This is a genomic window from Streptomyces sp. NPDC039480 (assembly GCF_055597165.1).
Genome location: NZ_JBVITX010000010.1, coordinates 236,816 through 252,485, shown reverse-complemented (window position 1 = coordinate 252,485; position 15,670 = coordinate 236,816). Strand labels below are relative to the sequence as shown.

The window sequence follows — 15,670 nt, the reverse complement described above, 5'->3', positions numbered from 1 at the left end:
TTTCGGACGGGGGAAACCGTACCCCTCCAAGATCACGGAATCGGGCGTTCGTTACCTGCCGCTTACAGCCGTGACGACTTCAGGACCATGTGCAGCAGCAGACGGTCCTCGCCGTCGTCCAGGTCCAGGCCGGTGAGCTGCTCCACGCGCGACAGGCGGTAGTAGAGCGTCTGGCGGTGGATGCCCAACTCGGCGGCCGCGCGGCCCGCCTGGCCCGCGCAGTCGAGGAACACCTCGGCGGTACGGGCCAGTTCGCGGTGGGTGGGGGAGAGCAGCTGACGGCCCACGGGGTCGTACGCCGCCTCCGGGGGCAGGGCGGTCAGCAGACGGTACGGGCCTACGTCCGACCACTGGGCGACCGGGCCGAAGCGCCGCTCGGCCAGCGCCGCCCTGGCCGCCCCCGACGCCTCCCACCAGGCGGCCCCAAGCTCCTCCAGACCGTGCCGGGCCCCCGCGATGCCGGCCGCCGCACCCGGCGCCGCGTCCAGCAGCCGCGACGCCGCCGTGTGCGCGGGCGACAGCGCGTCGGCCGAGCGCAGCCGCACCAGCGCCGCCAGGGACTGCGCGGTCGTGCCCCACGGCACCGTGCACACCGCGGCCGCGCCCGGCACCGTACGGGAGGCGGGGGCGTCGTCCGGGTCCGCGGAGCGCCACGGCGCCACGCACACCACCGCGTGCAGTCCCTCGCCGCGCGGGCCGAGCGCCGTGCGCAGCGAGGCCACCGCCATGTCGCGCTGCCAGCCCCGCTCGGCCGTCAGGACCGCCCGGAACTCCCGGGTGAGGTCGGCGCCCGCCTGCGCCTCGTCGGCGAGCAGCGCACCGATCCTGGCGGCCACCTCCATGGCGGCGGCCAGCTGCTGCTCACCGGGGCCCGGCTCGTCGTCGAGCAGCCAGACGTATCCGAGAGCGAAGCCCCGGTGTCGTACGGGAAGGCAGATCCGGCCCCGGTGGACGCCCGCCTCCGGGGTGGGCGGGATGCGGACCGGGGCCGTGGCGCGGGCGATGCCGAAGCCCTCGAACCAGGAGCGGACCTCGGCCGTGGACCGGCGGGTCAGGATCGACCGGGTCCTGACCGGGTCGAGGACGGACGCGTCGAAGCCGCTGTCACCGTCGCCGTCGTGCGCGCCGAAGGCGATCAGCTCGAAATCCCGGTTCTCGAGGGTCGCGGGGGCGCCGAGCAGCGCCGAGATCTCGTCGACCAGTTCTTGGTAGTCGCCCTTCACGAGGTCCATTCTCGCGCAGATCGCCGCGTTCTTCAGACATCTGTCTGAGATCCAGGGCACGGATGCGTGACAGCTGTCGATGGTTCACGATCCGGTGTATCCCTAAATTTCACGGTGGTTCTCCGTGCCGTACCGCCGCATTCCCCTTATGGAGGGGTTTGTCGGTATGGCCCTCGATTTCGTACACCCGTGGAGGTGCCCCGTGCTGGGTCCCGTGATCCTCGCCGCGTCGCGCAGCGACAAGATGCGCCGTTTCGTATCGGCGGCCCCCGGCACCAAGCAGGTCGTCTCCCGGTTCATCGCCGGTGAGACCGTCGACCAGGTGGTCCCGATCATCGTCGACGCCGCCGACAAGGGCCTGGAGGTGACCCTCGACGTGGTGGGCGAGGACATCACCACCGTCGAGCAGTCGCACGCCGCCCGCGACGCCTATCTGGAGCTCATCGGCCGCCTGAAGGACCTGGGCCTCGGCACCAAGGCCGAGATGTCCGTGAAGCTGTCGATGTTCGGCCAGGCCCTTGAGGGCGGCCACGAGCTCGCCCTCGCCAATGTGCGCCCCGTCGTCGAGGCCGCCGCCGCCATCGGCACCACGGTCACCCTGGACGCCGAGGACCACACCACCCTCGACTCGATGTTCGCCATCCACGACGAGCTGCGCAAGGACTTCCCGCAGACCGGCTGCGTCATCCAGGCCTACCTCTTCCGCACCGAGGCCGACGCCCGGCGCCTCGCCGAGAACGGCAGCCGCGTCCGCATCGTGAAGGGCGCCTACAAGGAGCCCGCCGAGGTCGCCTACCAGGACAAGGCGGAGACCGACAAGGCCTACGTCCGCATCCTGCGTACCCTGATGGAGGGCGAGGGGTACCCGATGATCGGGTCCCACGACCCGCGACTGATCTCGATCGCGCAGGAGCTCGCGCGGCGCGCAGGGCGCAAACTGGATGAGTACGAATTCCAGATGCTGTACGGCATCCGCAGCGACGAGCACCTGCGGCTCGCCGCCGAAGGCCACCGGATGCGTGTGTACACCGCATACGGCACCGACTGGTACGGCTACTTCATGCGCCGTCTTGCGGAGAAGCCGGCGAACCTCCTCTTCTTCGGCCGCTCCATCCTCACCAAGGGCTGAGCGCCCGCCCAGTACAGAGCCCTCGCAGAGCCCTCGCACAAAGGAGCTAAGGAACTCATGGACGCTGTGACCCAGGTCCCCGCCCCGGTCAACGAGCCGGTACACGGCTACGCGCCCGGCTCCCCGGAGCGCGCCCGTCTGGAGGCCAAGCTCAAGGAGCTGGCCGACAACCCGATCGAGCTGCCGATGACCATCGGCGGCGTCAAGCGCCTCGGCGGCGGCGAGCCCTTCCAGGTCGTGCAGCCGCACAACCACCAGGCCGTCATCGGCCACGGCCGCGGCGCCACCCAGCAGGACGCCCAGGACGCGATCGACGCCGCCCTCGCCGCTGCCCCGGCGTGGCGCGCGATGTCCTTCGACGACCGCGCCGCGATCATCCTGCGCGCCGCCGAGCTGCTCTCCACGACGTGGCGCGAGACGCTGGCCGCCTCCACGATGCTCGGCCAGTCGAAGACCGCGCAGCAGGCCGAGATCGACACCCCGTGCGAGCTCGTCGACTTCTGGCGCTTCAACGTGAAGTACGCCCGTGACCTGCTCGCCGAGCAGCCCCCGGCGAACGCGACCGGTGTCTGGAACCGCCTGGACCACCGCCCGCTCGAGGGCTTCGTCTACGCGATCACGCCGTTCAACTTCACGGCCATCGCGGGCAACCTGCCGACCGCCCCGGCCCTGATGGGCAACGTGGTCGTGTGGAAGCCGTCCCCGACGCAGACGCACGCCGCCGTGCTGCTCATGCAGCTCCTGGAGGAGGCGGGCCTGCCCAAGGGCGTCATCAACCTCGTCACCGGTGACGGCATCGCGGTCTCCGAGGTCGCCCTGCACCACCGCGACCTGGCCGGCATCCACTTCACCGGCTCCACCCCGACCTTCCAGCACCTGTGGAAGACGGTCGGCGAGAACATCGCCAAGTACCGCACCTACCCGCGTCTCGTCGGCGAGACCGGCGGCAAGGACTTCGTCGTCGCGCACCCGAGCGCCGACCGCGCGATCCTGAAGACCGCGCTGACCCGCGGCTCCTTCGAGTTCCAGGGCCAGAAGTGCTCCGCCACCTCGCGCGCCTACATCCCGGCCTCGATCTGGAACTCCGGCTTCAAGGAGGAGTTCGCTGCCGAGGTCGACGGCATCAAGATGGGTGACGTCACCGACCTGTCGAACTTCATCGGCGCGGTCATCGACGAGCGCGCGTTCGCCAAGAACAAGGCGGCCATCGACCGCGCCAAGGCGGACGACTCCTGCACGATCGTCGCCGGCGGCACCTACGACGACTCCGTCGGCTACTTCGTGCGCCCGACCGTCGTCGAGTGCTCGGACCCGGCCAACGAGGTCTTCACGACCGAGTACTTCGGCCCGTTCCTCGCGGTGCACGTCTACGAGGACGACAAGTTCGACGAGATGCTGACCCAGATGGAGTCGGTCTCGGACTACGCGCTCACCGGCTCGGTCATCGCGAACGACCGCGCGGCCGCCGCGTACACGATGGAGAAGCTCCGCTACGCCGCGGGCAACTTCTACATCAACGACAAGTCGACCGGCGCCGTCGTCGGCCAGCAGCCCTTCGGCGGCGGCCGTGCCTCCGGCACCAACGACAAGGCCGGTGCCCCGCAGAACCTCCAGCGGTGGACGCTGACCCGCGCCATCAAGGAGACGCTGGTCCCGCCGACCGAGTACGGCTACCCGCACATGGGCTGACGCCCACCGCGGGCCTTTGCGGCCCGCCCCTGAACCCCGCCTCCGACCTGGGCCCCACCCCGGTCGGAGGCGGTGTGTTTTTCCGGCTTCTTCCGGCCGGGTCAGGTTCAGGTGAGGGCGTCGACGGCGATACGGGTCATGTCGGCGGCGATGCGGTCCTCGCCGGGGGTGTCCGGGTCCAGGCGGGTCGTGTAGACGGAGATGACCAGCGGGGCGCCGCCCTTCGGGGGCCAGGCCACGGCGACGTCGTTGACCCCGCCGTACGCAGGGGATCCCGTCTTGTCGCCGACCCGCCAGCCCTCGGGGAGCCCGGCGCGGATCCGCTTGTCGCCGGTGGTGTTCTCCACGAGCCACCGGACGAGCTGGTCGCGGTCGAGCGGGGCGAGGGCGTCGCCGAGGACGAGCTTGCGCAGGTTCGCGGTCATGGCCGCCGGGGTCGTCGTGTCGCGCGGGTCGCCCGGGATGTTGGTGTTGAGGTCGGTCTCCCAGCGGTCGAGGCGGGTGCGGGAGTCGCCGAGGGAGCGGGCGAAGCGGGTGATGCCGGAGGGGCCGCCGAGCCGCCGCAGCAGGAAGTTGCCCGCCGCGTTGTCGCTGTACGTGACGGTCGCGTCGCACAGCTCCCGGACCGTCATGCCCGTCGCGAGGTGCATCTCGCAGCGCGGCGAGTAGGTGACCAGGTCGTCGCGGTCGTACCGGATCACGGTGTCGAGCAGCCCGGGCTCCTCCTCGCGCGCCTTGCGCAGGATCGCCGCGGCGGCCAGGACCTTGAACGTCGAGGCGATCGCGAAGCGCTCGTCGGCGCGGTAGCCGAGGGTGGCGCCGGTGCCGGTGTTCAGGGCGTGCAGACCTATGCGGCCGGGGTAGCCCTTCTCCAGCTCGCGCAGGCGCCGGCGAGCCTCCGCGGAGGGCGCCGCGTGCGCGGTGCCGGGGACGGAGAGGAAGACGGGGGCCGCGGCGGCGGTGCCGAGGACGGTCCTGCGGGAGGGAGTCACGTTCATGATCCAGAAGGTACCGGCCGGGCGCGGCACCGGGCCAGGGGCTCCGGCCCGGCCCGCCCATCCGTGTCCGGTGGACCTCCGAGCCGGCCCGCCCATCCGTGTCCGGTGGACCTCCGGACCGGCCCGCCCACCCGTGTCCGGCGGACCCCCGCGCTTGAACTTCACACCTGTGTCAACTCCTACCGTTCCGGCATGACGAACACCACGCTCCTCGCGCCCCACTCCGCCGGCTCCCTCGGCCTCCTCCCCAACCGCATGGTCATGGCCCCCATGACACGCCTCCGGGCGACGGCCGACGGCACCCCGCTCCCGGTCGTCGCCGACTACTACGCCCAGCGCGCGAGCGCCAGCCTCATCGTCACCGAGGGCATCTGGCCCAGCAGCCGGGGCCAGAGCGGCTGGCGCTACCCGGGGATCGAGACCGCCGAGCACATCGCGGGCTGGCGGCGCGTCACCGACGCCGTACACGCCGAAGGGGGCCGGATCTACGCGCAGTTGATGCACGGCGGCCGCCACGGACACCCCCTGTCCCGCGTCGACGGGGACGCCCCCGCCGCGCCGTCCGCCGTGCTGGTGGACCCGGAGCGCGTGCACGTGCCCGGCGGCAAGGCCGACCCGGTCACGCCCCGCGAGATGACCCGGGACGACATCCGCACCGCCGTCCAGGACTTCGCGGACGCCGCCCGCAACGCCATCGCGGCGGGCTTCGACGGGGTCGAACTGCACGGCGCCAACAGCTACTTGATCCACCAGTTCCTCGCGGACAACAGCAACCTCCGCGACGACGAGTACGGCCGGGGCTCGGTCGCGGACCGCATCCGCTTCGCCGTCGAGGTCGTCCGCGCCGTCGCCGCCGCCATCGGCGCCGAGCGGCTCGGGCTCCGCCTCTCGCCGGGCAACCCGCAGTTCGGCATGGTGGAGGCCGACCCCGGGCCCGTCTACCGCGCGCTCCTCGACGAGCTCGACGGCCTGGGCCTCGCCTACCTCCACCTCACCGACAACGACCGCTACCCGGCCCTCGCCGACCTGCGCCCCCGCTGGCACGGCACGCTGATCGCCAACGTCGGCGAGAACGGCGACCCGACCACCAAGGAGGCGGGCGAGGCCCTCCTCGCGTCGGGCCTCGCCGACCTCGTGTCGTACGGGCGCGGGTTCATCTCCAACCCCGACCTGCCGGAGCGCTTCGCCGTCGGCGCGCCCCTCCAGGAGATGGACGGGACCCACCTGTACGGAGAGGGCGCCGAGGGCTACACCGACTACCCCGCCCTGGCGGACGTGCCGGTGTCCGCTCAGACCTCCACGAGCACCTGATCCAGCGACTTGCGCACGAGATCGGGGACCCGGCAGTCCGGCGCCGGATAGCCCACGGGGATCACCGCGAACGCCTTCTCGTTCTCGGGGCGGCCGAGCACCTGGGACAGGAACCGCATCGGGCTCGGCGTGTGGATCAGCGCGGCGAGGCCCGACAGGTGCAGCGCGGACAGCAGCATCCCGACCGCGATGCCGACCGATTCGTCGACGTAGTAGTGCTTGTGCTTGGTGCCGTCCTCGCCCAGCCAGTACCGCTGCTGGAAGACGACGATCAGGGCGGGCGCGTCCGTCAGGTGCGGCTTCACCTCGTCGGTGCCGAGGGGGCGGAGGGCCGCGAGCCACTCCTCGCCGAGGCGGCCGTCGTACGAGATCTGCTCCTCGCGCTCGGCGGCCTCGCGGATGCGGCGGCGGATCTCCGGGTCCTGGACGAGGACGAACGTCCACGGCTGCTGGTGCGCGCCGGACGGTGCCGTCGCCGCGCACGCGATGGCGTCCCGCACGACCTGCGGGGGCACGGGGTCCGGAGCGAACTGCCGCACCGTCCGCCGCTCCCGCATCCGCGCCCGCAACTCCGCCGCGTGCGCCAGGGATTCAGACTCGGGCATGCGCTCGGGCCGATAGGGCACGGAGCGGTAGGGCTCACCGTGGATCGGGGTCCACGCTTGCTGCTGCTCGGTCTCAGACATGGTCCGATTCTGGGGCGGGGGACGGCCTCCGCGCCATGGTGCGGAGAGCCATGGTGCAGACCAATTTCGATCAGCTCGCGCGGACGATCATCTTTCCCCGGTTCTCGCCCCGCAGCATCCCCAGGAACGCGTCCGTGCCGATCCGTACGATCCGGCCGCGCGGGCGCAGCGAGGAGATCGCCGCCTCCAGGTGGTCGCCGCCCACGTGGTCTAGGTACAGCTCGATGCCCTCGGGCGCCGCCTTCGCGAGGAGGTCGGCGGGCGGCCCCGCGTGGTGCGTGAGCTGGGTGCGGGCACGGCGGGGGAGGTCGCCGAGGGGCGTGCGGACGTGGGGATCGCGACGTTCGGGGGTGCACGGTGCGGATCACTGATCTCGGAGTGGAGCGCCCGACGCGCTCGGTCGGCTGTGTCACCACTCCTGAGCTGGCCTCTTCCCTCGCCGTACGGGCCCTGATCCGCGAGCTGAGAGCGGTACGCGGGTGAAGCCGTCTCAGATAGTAGGAAGCCCGAGTAACTGTGGAGACAGACGCTCCGTTCTCCCTTAGCTTTGTAGGAGCCGAACGTCTCGCTCGATCAAGCGAATGCGGTAGCGAGCCGGAGCCGCACGCAGGCGAACCCTGCCGCTCCAGCGCTCCCCGCCCCCGGCGTCTCGTAATGAATGCACCCTTCCCTCAAGGAGTGGATCCCCCATGGCCGAGACGACCGCCCGCCGAGTCCGTCACACCTCCCGTACCAGCGACGCCGAGCGCAGGAACGCCGCCGCCGCCCTCCAGCGAGCCCTCGACCGCAGGGACAACGGCGGCGAGACGGGCCACTGAGCCCGGCAGGTCACCGAGTCCCCCGCCCTTCTCCCCGCACCACCTCGAAGTGGTCGACGCGCTCGCCGCTCTCGGCGAGCGCGGAGACCGAAAGCTTCGGGCGCGCCCCCGCCGTCACCTCCACCGCGAGGAACGAGAAGCCGGTGTAGCGCACCCGGGACCACTCCACGGTGTCCGGGTTCTGCACACGTGACTTCGTCCAGTGGAAGCTCTCGATGCTGTCGCGGTCGTGGACGTTGCCCTCATAGCTGTCCTCGACCCCGGGGCCGAAGCCGTAGAGGTCCTTGCCCGCGCCGCCCGCTGTGACGTACACGATGCCGTCGCGCGTCGGATCGGTCGACGCGCCGACCGGCACGGCCCTGCCGACCTCGCCGCCCTTGATGGCGTCGGTGCGTTCGTAGACGTGGTTGTGGCCGTTGACGACCAGGTCCACCTGGTGCCTGGTGAACAGCTCCAGCCACGCGTCGCGCACCCCGCCGTCGGAGGCGTGCGTCGACGTCGAGTACATGCAGTGGTGGAAGAAGACCACCACGAAGTCGACGGACTCGTCGGCGCGCAGCTCGCGCAGGCGCCTGTCGAGCCAGGCGGTCTGGCGGCCTTCGGTGTAGCCCTTGTTGGCGGGTATCTCGTACGAGACGTCGTTGGCGTCCAGGGCGACGACGCCGACGTTCCCGTACGTGAAGGAGTAGACGCCCGGCGCGTTCCGCGGGTCGAAGCCGTTCTCCGGGAGCGACCAGCGGGCCCACTGGCCGCCGTAGCCGTTCGGCGAGTACCACGCCTCCATGTCGTGGTTGCCGGTGGTCACCATCCACGGCACGGACTTCGCGACGGACTCCGTCTGGGCGAGAAAGGTGTCCCACACGCGCGCGTCGTAGGTGTCGGACTCCTTGCCGTGGCCGGTGCTGTCCGCGTAGCAGATGTCGCCCGCGTGCAGATGGAACGACGGGTTCTGGCCCAGGATCACCTGGTCGTTGGCGAGGGCGTGGTAGCTGACGCCCTGGTCGCCGAAGGCCGTGAAGACGAACTTCTCCGGTTCGGCGGGCGCGGTCCTGAAGGAGCCGACGGTCGCCATCCGCTCGGGCGACGCCGGGTCGAAACCGTCGTGGCCGACGCCGTAGTAGTACGTCGTGCCGGGGGTCAGGCCGTCGAGCGCCGCGTGCAGGTAGTACTGCTCGACCGCGGGCAGCTTCTTCGTGAGCGACGGGGTGTGCAGGTCGCGCACCTCCGCCTCGATCTTCCGGCTCAGCTCCCAGGGCCGCGTACCCACGCGCAGGAAAGGGGACTTGACCGCGAACGGCACCTGCCAGGAGACCCGCATCTGCGTCTTCGGGTCGGCGCCGAAGGCGAGGTGCCGGCCGAAGGGCGCCACCAGTCTGCCGTCGACCCGCACCGGAGCGGAGGGCGCGGCGAGGGGGCGGGCCGCCGACGCGCTCTCGCCGTCGGCGGTGCCGGAATTGCCGACGAGCAGACCCGCGCCGCCCACCGCCCCGGCCGTCGCGAACGAACTGGCGAGCACCCTGCGGCGGGAGAACTTCCCGCGCAGGTACTCGTGCTGTTCGGGCATGCTCATCCGGGCCGCGAGCCGCTCCGGAATGCCGACGTGGGGAGTGTCCATGCCTGGGAACTTCCCAGCGGGGGCCAACTCCCGCCAGACGTCGGGATGAACAGAATCCGACCACGAGGTGCCGCGTCTGGTGCCTGTCCGCATGCCGGACATGGCATGTCATCCCCTGGGACGAAGAGTACGGTGCTCCTATGTCGGCCAGTTCTCGCAGCATCAATCTCGCAGTCATCCCCGGAGACGGCATCGGCCAAGAGGTCGTGGCCCAGGGGCTCAAGGTCCTCAACGCCGTGCTTCCGCAGGATGTGAAGCTCGAGACGGTGGAATTCGACTTCGGTGCGAGGCGGTACCACGCCACCGGTGAGACCCTCACCGACGCCGATGTGGAAGCCCTCAAGCAGCACGACGCGATCCTCCTCGGCGCGATCGGCGACCCCTCGGTCCCGTCCGGCGTCCTGGAGCGCGGCTTCCTGCTGAAGCTCCGGTTCCTCTTCGACCACCACGTCAACCTGCGGCCCTCGAAGCTGCTGCCCGGCGTCGCCACCCCGCTCGCCGGCCAGCCCGAGATCGACTTCATCGTCGTCCGCGAGGGCACCGAGGGCCCGTACACGGGCAACGGCGGCTCGATCCGCACCGGCACGCCGCACGAGGTCGCCACCGAGGTCTCCGTCAACACGGCGTTCGGCGTGGAGCGCGTGGTCCGTGACGCCTTCGCCCGCGCGCAGGCCCGCCCGCGCAAGAAGCTGACGCTGGTCCACAAGAACAACGTCCTCGCGTACGCCGGTCACCTCTGGACGAACGTCTTCAACCAGGTGGCGAAGGAGTTCCCCGACGTCACCACCGACTACATCCACGTCGACGCCGCGACGATCTACCTCGTCACCGACCCCGGCCGCTTCGACGTGATCGTCACCGACAACCTCTTCGGCGACATCATCACCGACCTCGCCGCGGCCGTCTCCGGCGGCATCGGCGTCGCCGCCTCCGGCAACATCAACCCGAGCCGCGAGTTCCCGTCCATGTTCGAGCCGGTGCACGGCTCGGCGCCGGACATCGCGGGCCAGGGCAAGGCCGACCCGTCGGCCACGGTCCTCTCCGTCGCGCTGCTCCTGCGCCACCTCGGGTACGAGGCCGAGGCCGCCCGCATCGAGACCGCGGTCTCCGCCGACCTCGCGGAGCGCGGGGACACCGTCCGCACCACCGAGCAGATCGGCGACGCGCTCGCCGTACGAGTAGCGGGCTGACCCGGTAGCTCGTAGATCGCGCGGAAGATCACGCGGAAGCCGCCGGGCCCCAGAGGCACCCGGCGGCTTCTCGTATCCGGCCCCCGGGTGTCACCATCGACCCCCGGGCCGCCATCATGCCGTTTCTCCCTGGGGACCCCGCGAGCGATAATCGAACGTGGGGCCGTGAAAGCAGCAGGGAAACTCGGACGTCCTAGTACTGGGCGTTCGGATGTGAGCGCGGTCCGTCACCATCACACGTGAAGGACGAAGTACTCATGACGACGACGCCGACCATCGAGCTCAAGCCCTCCTCGACGCCGCTGGCCACCGCGGAGCGCGAGGCGATCCTGGCCAACCCCGGGTTCGGCCGCCACTTCACCGACCACATGGTGACGATCAAGTGGACGGAAGGGCGCGGCTGGCACGACGGTCAGCTCGTGCCGTACGGCCCGCTCGCCCTCGACCCCGCGACGAACGTCCTGCACTACGCCCAGGAGATCTTCGAGGGCCTGAAGGCCTACCGGCAGCCCGACGGCTCGGTGGCCTCGTTCCGCCCCGACGCCAACGCCCGCCGCTTCCAGGCCTCCGCGCGCCGCCTCGCGATGCCGGAGCTGCCGGTCGAGACGTTCATCGAGGCGTGCGACGCGCTGGTCCGGCAGGACAAGGCGTGGGTTCCGGCGCACGGCGGCGAGGAGTCCCTCTACCTGCGCCCCTTCATGATCGCCACCGAGGTCGGCCTGGGCGTGAAGCCCGCCAACGAATACCTCTTCGTCGTCATCGCCTCGCCCGCCGGCGCCTACTTCCCCGGCGGTGTGCAGCCCGTCTCGATCTGGCTCTCCGAGGACCGCGTGCGCGCCGTCCCCGGCGGCATGGGCGACGCCAAGACCGGCGGCAACTACGCCGCGTCGCTGCTCGCGCAGGCCGAGGCCGCGGCGAAGGGCTGCGACCAGGTGGCCTACCTCGACGCCGTCGAGCACAAGTGGGTCGAGGAACTGGGCGGCATGAACCTGTACTTCGTGTACGGCGACAAGATCGTCACCCCCGCCCTGACGGGCTCCCTCCTCGCCGGCATCACCCGCGACTCGCTCCTCTCGGTCGCCCGCGACCTCGGCTACACCTCGGAGGAGGGCCGCATCTCCATCGACCAGTGGAAGACCGACACGGAGAACGGCACCCTGACCGAGGTCTTCGCCTGCGGCACGGCGGCCGTCATCACGCCCGTCGGCACGGTGAAGTGCAACTCGGGCGAGTGGCAGCAGAGCGGCGGCGAGCCGGGCGAGGTCACGATGAAGCTCCGCGAGGCGCTGCTGGACGTGCAGCGCGGCACGGTGAAGGACCAGCACGGCTGGATGCACGACCTCGGCTGATGGCTTGACCGTCGCCACGTGGGTGGGCCCGTGCCGGGGACGGGGGGATCTCGTCCTCTTCGCCTCCGGCTGCGGGCTGTATGGGGCTGGTCGCGCAGTTCCCCGCGCCCCTCAACGGCTTCGCCGTCCGGGGGCGGTGCCCGGAGGTGTGGTCAGGGGCGCGGGGAACTGCGCGGCCGGCCACCACCGGGCCGCAGATGGCCAGGCCCGCGAGTCGAAGTGGCAGGGCAACGGCCCGTCAGCGGGCGGGGAGGGCGAAGGCGGCCGGGAGCGCGGCGCAGGCGTCGCGGAGGAGTGACGCGAGACGGTCCCGCGTCGGCTCGGGCCCCTCGGTCCACGTCTCCAGTGCCCGGTGGAACGCCGACACCAGCAGGTCGATCGCCAGCCGGGGGCGCAGGTCGTCCGCCTCCGGGAGGTCGAAGCGGCGCCGGGCCACGACCAGGGCCGCTCGGCTCGTGCGGTCGCAGAAGGCGAGGCCGTGTGCGTCCATGGACGGAGTGCGCGCCGCCAGTCGGCGGCTGAGCAGCACCCGGTGGGGCCAGCCTTCGGCGGGCATACGGCCGAGCGCGGCCAGCAGTGCGTCCCGCAGGACGTCGAAGAGCGGCTGTCCCTGTGCCGGTTCGATCCGCTCCAGTTCTTCCAGGAACGCCGCCCACAGGTCCTGGGTCGGCGCCATCGCCACGTCTTCCTTGCTGGTGAAGGTGCGGAAGAAGGTGCGTTTGGAGATTTCCACGGCATCGCACAGGGCGTCGAGCGTGACGCCGTCGAAGCCGTGGTCCGTGAAGAGTTCCAGGGCCGTGTCGACCAGGGCCTGGCGCGTCCGCAGCTTCTTGCGCTCCCGGAGGGGGAGGCGGTCGAGGTCCGTGGAGTCCATGGCGGAAGTGTAGCCGGGCGCGATTGCCCCTTGATGGCTTCTGCCACTCAGTGGCACTATGGCGATCAGTCAGCGAGCTCGTGACCCCTGAGAGAGGCACAACTTTCCATGCGCGCACTACTGGTCGACCGTTCCGCCCCCGGGGGCCTGCGCCTCGGCGATGCCCCCGCTCCCGACCCCGCGCCGCATCAGGCCCTGGTCAGAGTGACCGCCACCTCCCTCAATTACGGCGAGGTCCGCTTCGGCCTGGAGAGCGCACCGGAAGGTGCGGTGCTCGGCTGGGACGCCGCCGGCGTGGTCGAGCGCGCTGCCGCCGACGGCTCGGGCCCGGCGGCCGGCACCCCCGTGGTCACCCTGGGCGGTGACGGAGGGTGGGCCGAACTCCGCGCCGTCGACACGGACTTGATGGGTGTCGTGCCCGAGGGCGCGGATCTGGGGGCCATCAGTACGCTGCCGGTCGCCGGTGCCAGCGCTCTCCGCGCCCTCGACCGGATCGGGCCGACCCTCGGTAGGCGCGTCATGGTCACGGGCGCCACCGGCGGCGTCGGCCGGTACGCGGTGCAGCTCGCCCGGCGCGGCGGCGCCGAGGTCGTCGCGGTGACCGGCGACCCCGAAGGGCGCGGCGACGCGCTCAGGGCTCTTGGCGCGCACGAGGTGATCGCCACGCCCGCGGCGGCCGCAGCACCCGTGGACGGCGTGGTCGACCTGGTCGGGGGGCGGCAACTCGTCGAGGCGTACGAGCAGTTGGGTCAGCACGGCACGCTCGTGTCCGTGGGGCACTCAGGCGGTGACGCCGAGCACTTCCCGTACGGGACCCTCTTTGGAGACATCGGGCGGCACGATCGCTCCGTCGTCAGCTTCTACTTGCTCGGCTGCACCGGTCTCGCCAGGGATCTGACCTGGCTGGCAGGGGAGGTGGCGTCCGGTGCGCTCGACCCCGGCACGTCCTGGCGGGGTTCGTGGGAGAGGTTCCCGGAGGCGGCCGAGGAGCTGCTCGGCCGCCGTCTCCACGGCAAGGCGGTCCTGGACATCGCCTGAGGTATGGGGTGTGCCCGGGCTACTTGTCCTTGCCGTCCTCGTTCTTGCCCTCGTTCGCGTTCTCGTCGTCCGTCTTCGGGGCGTTCGAACCCACGGGGGTGAGCGGGCCGCTGGTGAGGGCGTCGACGACGCCGAGAACCGCTGCTCCGGCGCCCTTGGCCGCGCGGACGCCGAGACCTATGAGTTCTTCCATCGTCGCACTCCCCGTACTGCTGTGATCCCCTGACGGTCACGTTCCGCCTCAGGCTACGTGATCGACGGAGGCGGCGGCCGGGGCGGCCTCCGGAGTGGTGGGGGCGGCGGCCCGGCCCTCCCGTGCCGACAGCGTCAGATACGCCGCGCCGCCCACCACGCCCGACAGCAGGAAGCTGCAGTCGACACCGCCCGTCAGGGAGAGCAGCGGGCCCTCGTACGACGGCAGCGAGACCGCGAGTACGCCGACCGCCGCGCCCAGCGCCCAGGCCGTCGTGGCCTGCACGTTCCAGCCGGCGCGGTACCAGTAGACGCCGCCCCTGGAGCGGCGGTTGAAGACCTGGAGGGCCTCCGCGTCGTACTCCCCGCGACAGCGCGCGAAGCCGATCAGGGTGATCACGGCCCACGGGGTGCCGATGGCCGTGAGAAGGAGCACGAAGGACGTCATCGCGTCCTGCGCCTCCCACGCGTAGTGGCCGGCGAAGACGCAGGCCGTGGCGACGACGGCGACCGTGTAGGTGGCGCGGGCGCGCGAGGCGCGGGGCAGGATCGCGTCCAGGTCGAGGCCCATGGAGTAGAGCATCAGGCCCGCGTTGCCGACCGAGCCCGCGGAGGCGGCGAGCAGCAGCGGCACCAGGTACCAGGTGGGCGACGCGTCGACGAGCCCGCCCGCGTAGTCGAGGGCGGCACGCGCCGCGTACGCCGTGAACGTGCCGAAGAGCTGGGGGATCAGGAGCCCCGCGAGCAGGCCGAGCCAGGCCGCGCCGAGGACCGCGCGGGAGCTGTGCCGGGCCGGGGAGACATAGCGGGTGTAGTCGCCGAGGAGCGTGATGAAGGCGATCGGGCCGGAGAGGCCCGCGGCGACCAGGGCGAGCAGCCACGTCGGCCAGAACGAGCCGAGGAGGTAGCCGCCCGCCCCCGGCAGCGCCGACGTCGTGAAGTCGGGGGCGTACGCGACGACGCCGAGGATCAGGAGGGCCGTCATGCCGAAGGCGAGGACCCGGGAGAGCCGCAGCAGCACGCGGTAGCCGAAGACGGCGCCGATCACGGTGGCGGCGGCGAGCAGGGTGTAGACGACGGCGTACGAGAAGCCGCCGGCCGGCAGGCCGAGCAGGCGGTGCAGGGTGCCGACCATCACGTCGCCGCCGATCCAGATGGTCAGCGCGGTGTAGCCGAGGGAGAGCAGCAGCCCCACGACGGAGCCGACCAGGCGGCCGCGGACCCCGAACTGGGCGCCGGAGGACGTGGAGAGGTTCGTGCCGGTGCGCAGCGACACCAGGGCGAGCGGCGCGGTCAGTGCCGTGCCGAGCACCGTGCCCGCCACCACCGCGCTCACCGACTGCCACCAGCCGAGGCCGAACGACACCGGCAGCCAGCCGAAGACGATCACCCCCAGGCAGAGGTTGGAGCCGATGAGGATCGACACGAGATCGCGGGGGCCGCTGGTGCGCTCCCCGTCCGGGATGGTGTCGACTCCGCGCTGTTCTATCGGCATGAGGGTGCCCCTGACGCTCGCTGGTCCGGAATGGTTGCCCCATTTTTGAGCAGCGCTCAATGT

Annotated in this window: 15 protein-coding genes and 1 pseudogene; 8 read left to right on the top strand and 8 right to left on the bottom strand. The window is 71.4% G+C overall.

Annotated features, from left to right (window positions below; translation table 11 throughout):
• Positions 1–62 precede the first annotated feature (62 nt).
• Positions 63–1,232: a PucR family transcriptional regulator gene (locus tag ACZ56E_RS29355; RefSeq protein WP_471218725.1), complete on the bottom strand. Its 1,170-nt coding sequence runs from the start codon at positions 1,230–1,232 to the stop codon at positions 63–65.
• 193 nt (positions 1,233–1,425) lie between these two features.
• On the opposite strand from ACZ56E_RS29355, the gene ACZ56E_RS29350 reads away from it, so the two are divergent.
• Both ACZ56E_RS29350 and pruA read left to right on the top strand, forming a co-directional pair.
• The gene (locus tag ACZ56E_RS29350; protein WP_471218723.1) at positions 1,426–2,352 is read left to right on the top strand and encodes a proline dehydrogenase family protein; all 927 of its coding nucleotides are present in this window, start codon (positions 1,426–1,428) and stop codon (positions 2,350–2,352) included.
• 57 nt (positions 2,353–2,409) lie between these two features.
• Positions 2,410–4,041 carry an L-glutamate gamma-semialdehyde dehydrogenase gene (pruA, locus tag ACZ56E_RS29345; RefSeq protein WP_471218721.1) on the top strand — a complete coding sequence of 544 codons (1,632 nt, stop codon included), beginning with the start codon at positions 2,410–2,412 and terminating at the stop codon, positions 4,039–4,041.
• A gap of 107 nt (positions 4,042–4,148) precedes the next feature.
• On the opposite strand, the gene bla is transcribed toward pruA, so the two are convergent.
• Complete coding sequence (gene bla / locus ACZ56E_RS29340; protein ID WP_471218719.1) at positions 4,149–5,039, bottom strand: class A beta-lactamase; 891 nt, start codon at positions 5,037–5,039, stop codon at positions 4,149–4,151.
• A 192-nt stretch (positions 5,040–5,231) separates the two neighbouring features.
• On the opposite strand from bla, the gene ACZ56E_RS29335 reads away from it, so the two are divergent.
• A complete protein-coding gene (locus ACZ56E_RS29335) occupies positions 5,232–6,350 on the top strand; it encodes an oxidoreductase (RefSeq protein ID WP_471218717.1) in 1,119 nt (372 codons plus the stop codon).
• Here the strand turns inward: ACZ56E_RS29335 and ACZ56E_RS29330 are convergent.
• Positions 6,329–7,036 carry a nitroreductase family protein gene (locus ACZ56E_RS29330; RefSeq protein ID WP_471218715.1) on the bottom strand — a complete coding sequence of 236 codons (708 nt, stop codon included), beginning with the start codon at positions 7,034–7,036 and terminating at the stop codon, positions 6,329–6,331. The two genes, ACZ56E_RS29335 and ACZ56E_RS29330, sit on opposite strands and share 22 nt — an antisense overlap.
• A 70-nt stretch (positions 7,037–7,106) precedes the next feature.
• Positions 7,107–7,241: a hypothetical protein gene (locus tag ACZ56E_RS29325; RefSeq protein WP_471218713.1), complete on the bottom strand. Its 135-nt coding sequence runs from the start codon at positions 7,239–7,241 to the stop codon at positions 7,107–7,109.
• A gap of 149 nt (positions 7,242–7,390) precedes the next feature.
• Here ACZ56E_RS29325 and ACZ56E_RS29320 point away from each other — a divergent pair.
• A pseudogene (locus tag ACZ56E_RS29320) lies at positions 7,391–7,519 on the top strand (LysR family transcriptional regulator); the annotation flags it as partial.
• A 206-nt stretch (positions 7,520–7,725) separates the two neighbouring features.
• Positions 7,726–7,854 carry a hypothetical protein gene (locus ACZ56E_RS29315; protein ID WP_263398816.1) on the top strand — a complete coding sequence of 43 codons (129 nt, stop codon included), beginning with the start codon at positions 7,726–7,728 and terminating at the stop codon, positions 7,852–7,854.
• A gap of 10 nt (positions 7,855–7,864) precedes the next feature.
• Here the strand turns inward: ACZ56E_RS29315 and ACZ56E_RS29310 are convergent, their stop codons facing one another.
• On the bottom strand, positions 7,865–9,469 hold the full coding sequence (locus ACZ56E_RS29310) for a purple acid phosphatase family protein (RefSeq protein ID WP_471218711.1): 1,605 nt from the start codon (positions 9,467–9,469) through the stop codon (positions 7,865–7,867).
• A 140-nt stretch (positions 9,470–9,609) separates the two neighbouring features.
• Between ACZ56E_RS29310 and ACZ56E_RS29305 the strand changes: the two genes are divergently transcribed.
• On the top strand, positions 9,610–10,659 hold the full coding sequence (locus tag ACZ56E_RS29305) for a 3-isopropylmalate dehydrogenase (protein WP_468611495.1): 1,050 nt from the start codon (positions 9,610–9,612) through the stop codon (positions 10,657–10,659).
• 257 nt (positions 10,660–10,916) lie between these two features.
• Positions 10,917–12,008 carry a branched-chain amino acid aminotransferase gene (locus tag ACZ56E_RS29300; RefSeq protein ID WP_468611494.1) on the top strand — a complete coding sequence of 364 codons (1,092 nt, stop codon included), beginning with the start codon at positions 10,917–10,919 and terminating at the stop codon, positions 12,006–12,008.
• Between the two features lie 238 nt (positions 12,009–12,246).
• Here ACZ56E_RS29300 and ACZ56E_RS29295 read toward each other — a convergent pair whose 3' ends face one another.
• A complete protein-coding gene (locus ACZ56E_RS29295; protein WP_471218709.1) occupies positions 12,247–12,882 on the bottom strand; it encodes a TetR family transcriptional regulator in 636 nt (211 codons plus the stop codon).
• A gap of 108 nt (positions 12,883–12,990) precedes the next feature.
• Here ACZ56E_RS29295 and ACZ56E_RS29290 point away from each other — a divergent pair, with 108 nt between their 5' ends.
• The gene (locus tag ACZ56E_RS29290) at positions 12,991–13,920 is read left to right on the top strand and encodes a zinc-binding dehydrogenase (RefSeq protein WP_471218707.1); all 930 of its coding nucleotides are present in this window, start codon (positions 12,991–12,993) and stop codon (positions 13,918–13,920) included.
• Positions 13,921–13,939: 19 nt separating this feature from the next.
• On the opposite strand, the gene ACZ56E_RS29285 is transcribed toward ACZ56E_RS29290, so the two are convergent.
• Positions 13,940–14,113: a hypothetical protein gene (locus tag ACZ56E_RS29285; RefSeq protein ID WP_471218705.1), complete on the bottom strand. Its 174-nt coding sequence runs from the start codon at positions 14,111–14,113 to the stop codon at positions 13,940–13,942.
• A 48-nt stretch (positions 14,114–14,161) separates the two neighbouring features.
• Complete coding sequence (locus ACZ56E_RS29280) at positions 14,162–15,607, bottom strand: cytosine permease (protein ID WP_471218703.1); 1,446 nt, start codon at positions 15,605–15,607, stop codon at positions 14,162–14,164.
• Positions 15,608–15,670: the final 63 nt, after the last annotated feature.

Coding starts and splice junctions, on each gene's coding strand:
- ACZ56E_RS29355 (WP_471218725.1), bottom strand. CDS start 1,232: ATGGACCTCGTGAAGGGCGACTACCAAGAACTGGTCGACGAGATCTCG.
- pruA (WP_471218721.1), top strand. CDS start 2,410: ATGGACGCTGTGACCCAGGTCCCCGCCCCGGTCAACGAGCCGGTACAC.
- bla (WP_471218719.1), bottom strand. CDS start 5,039: ATGAACGTGACTCCCTCCCGCAGGACCGTCCTCGGCACCGCCGCCGCG.
- ACZ56E_RS29335 (WP_471218717.1), top strand. CDS start 5,232: ATGACGAACACCACGCTCCTCGCGCCCCACTCCGCCGGCTCCCTCGGC.
- ACZ56E_RS29330 (WP_471218715.1), bottom strand. CDS start 7,036: ATGTCTGAGACCGAGCAGCAGCAAGCGTGGACCCCGATCCACGGTGAG.
- ACZ56E_RS29315 (WP_263398816.1), top strand. CDS start 7,726: ATGGCCGAGACGACCGCCCGCCGAGTCCGTCACACCTCCCGTACCAGC.
- ACZ56E_RS29310 (WP_471218711.1), bottom strand. CDS start 9,469: ATGGACACTCCCCACGTCGGCATTCCGGAGCGGCTCGCGGCCCGGATG.
- ACZ56E_RS29305 (WP_468611495.1), top strand. CDS start 9,610: ATGTCGGCCAGTTCTCGCAGCATCAATCTCGCAGTCATCCCCGGAGAC.
- ACZ56E_RS29300 (WP_468611494.1), top strand. CDS start 10,917: ATGACGACGACGCCGACCATCGAGCTCAAGCCCTCCTCGACGCCGCTG.
- ACZ56E_RS29295 (WP_471218709.1), bottom strand. CDS start 12,882: ATGGACTCCACGGACCTCGACCGCCTCCCCCTCCGGGAGCGCAAGAAG.
- ACZ56E_RS29290 (WP_471218707.1), top strand. CDS start 12,991: ATGCGCGCACTACTGGTCGACCGTTCCGCCCCCGGGGGCCTGCGCCTC.
- ACZ56E_RS29285 (WP_471218705.1), bottom strand. CDS start 14,113: ATGGAAGAACTCATAGGTCTCGGCGTCCGCGCGGCCAAGGGCGCCGGA.
- ACZ56E_RS29280 (WP_471218703.1), bottom strand. CDS start 15,607: ATGCCGATAGAACAGCGCGGAGTCGACACCATCCCGGACGGGGAGCGC.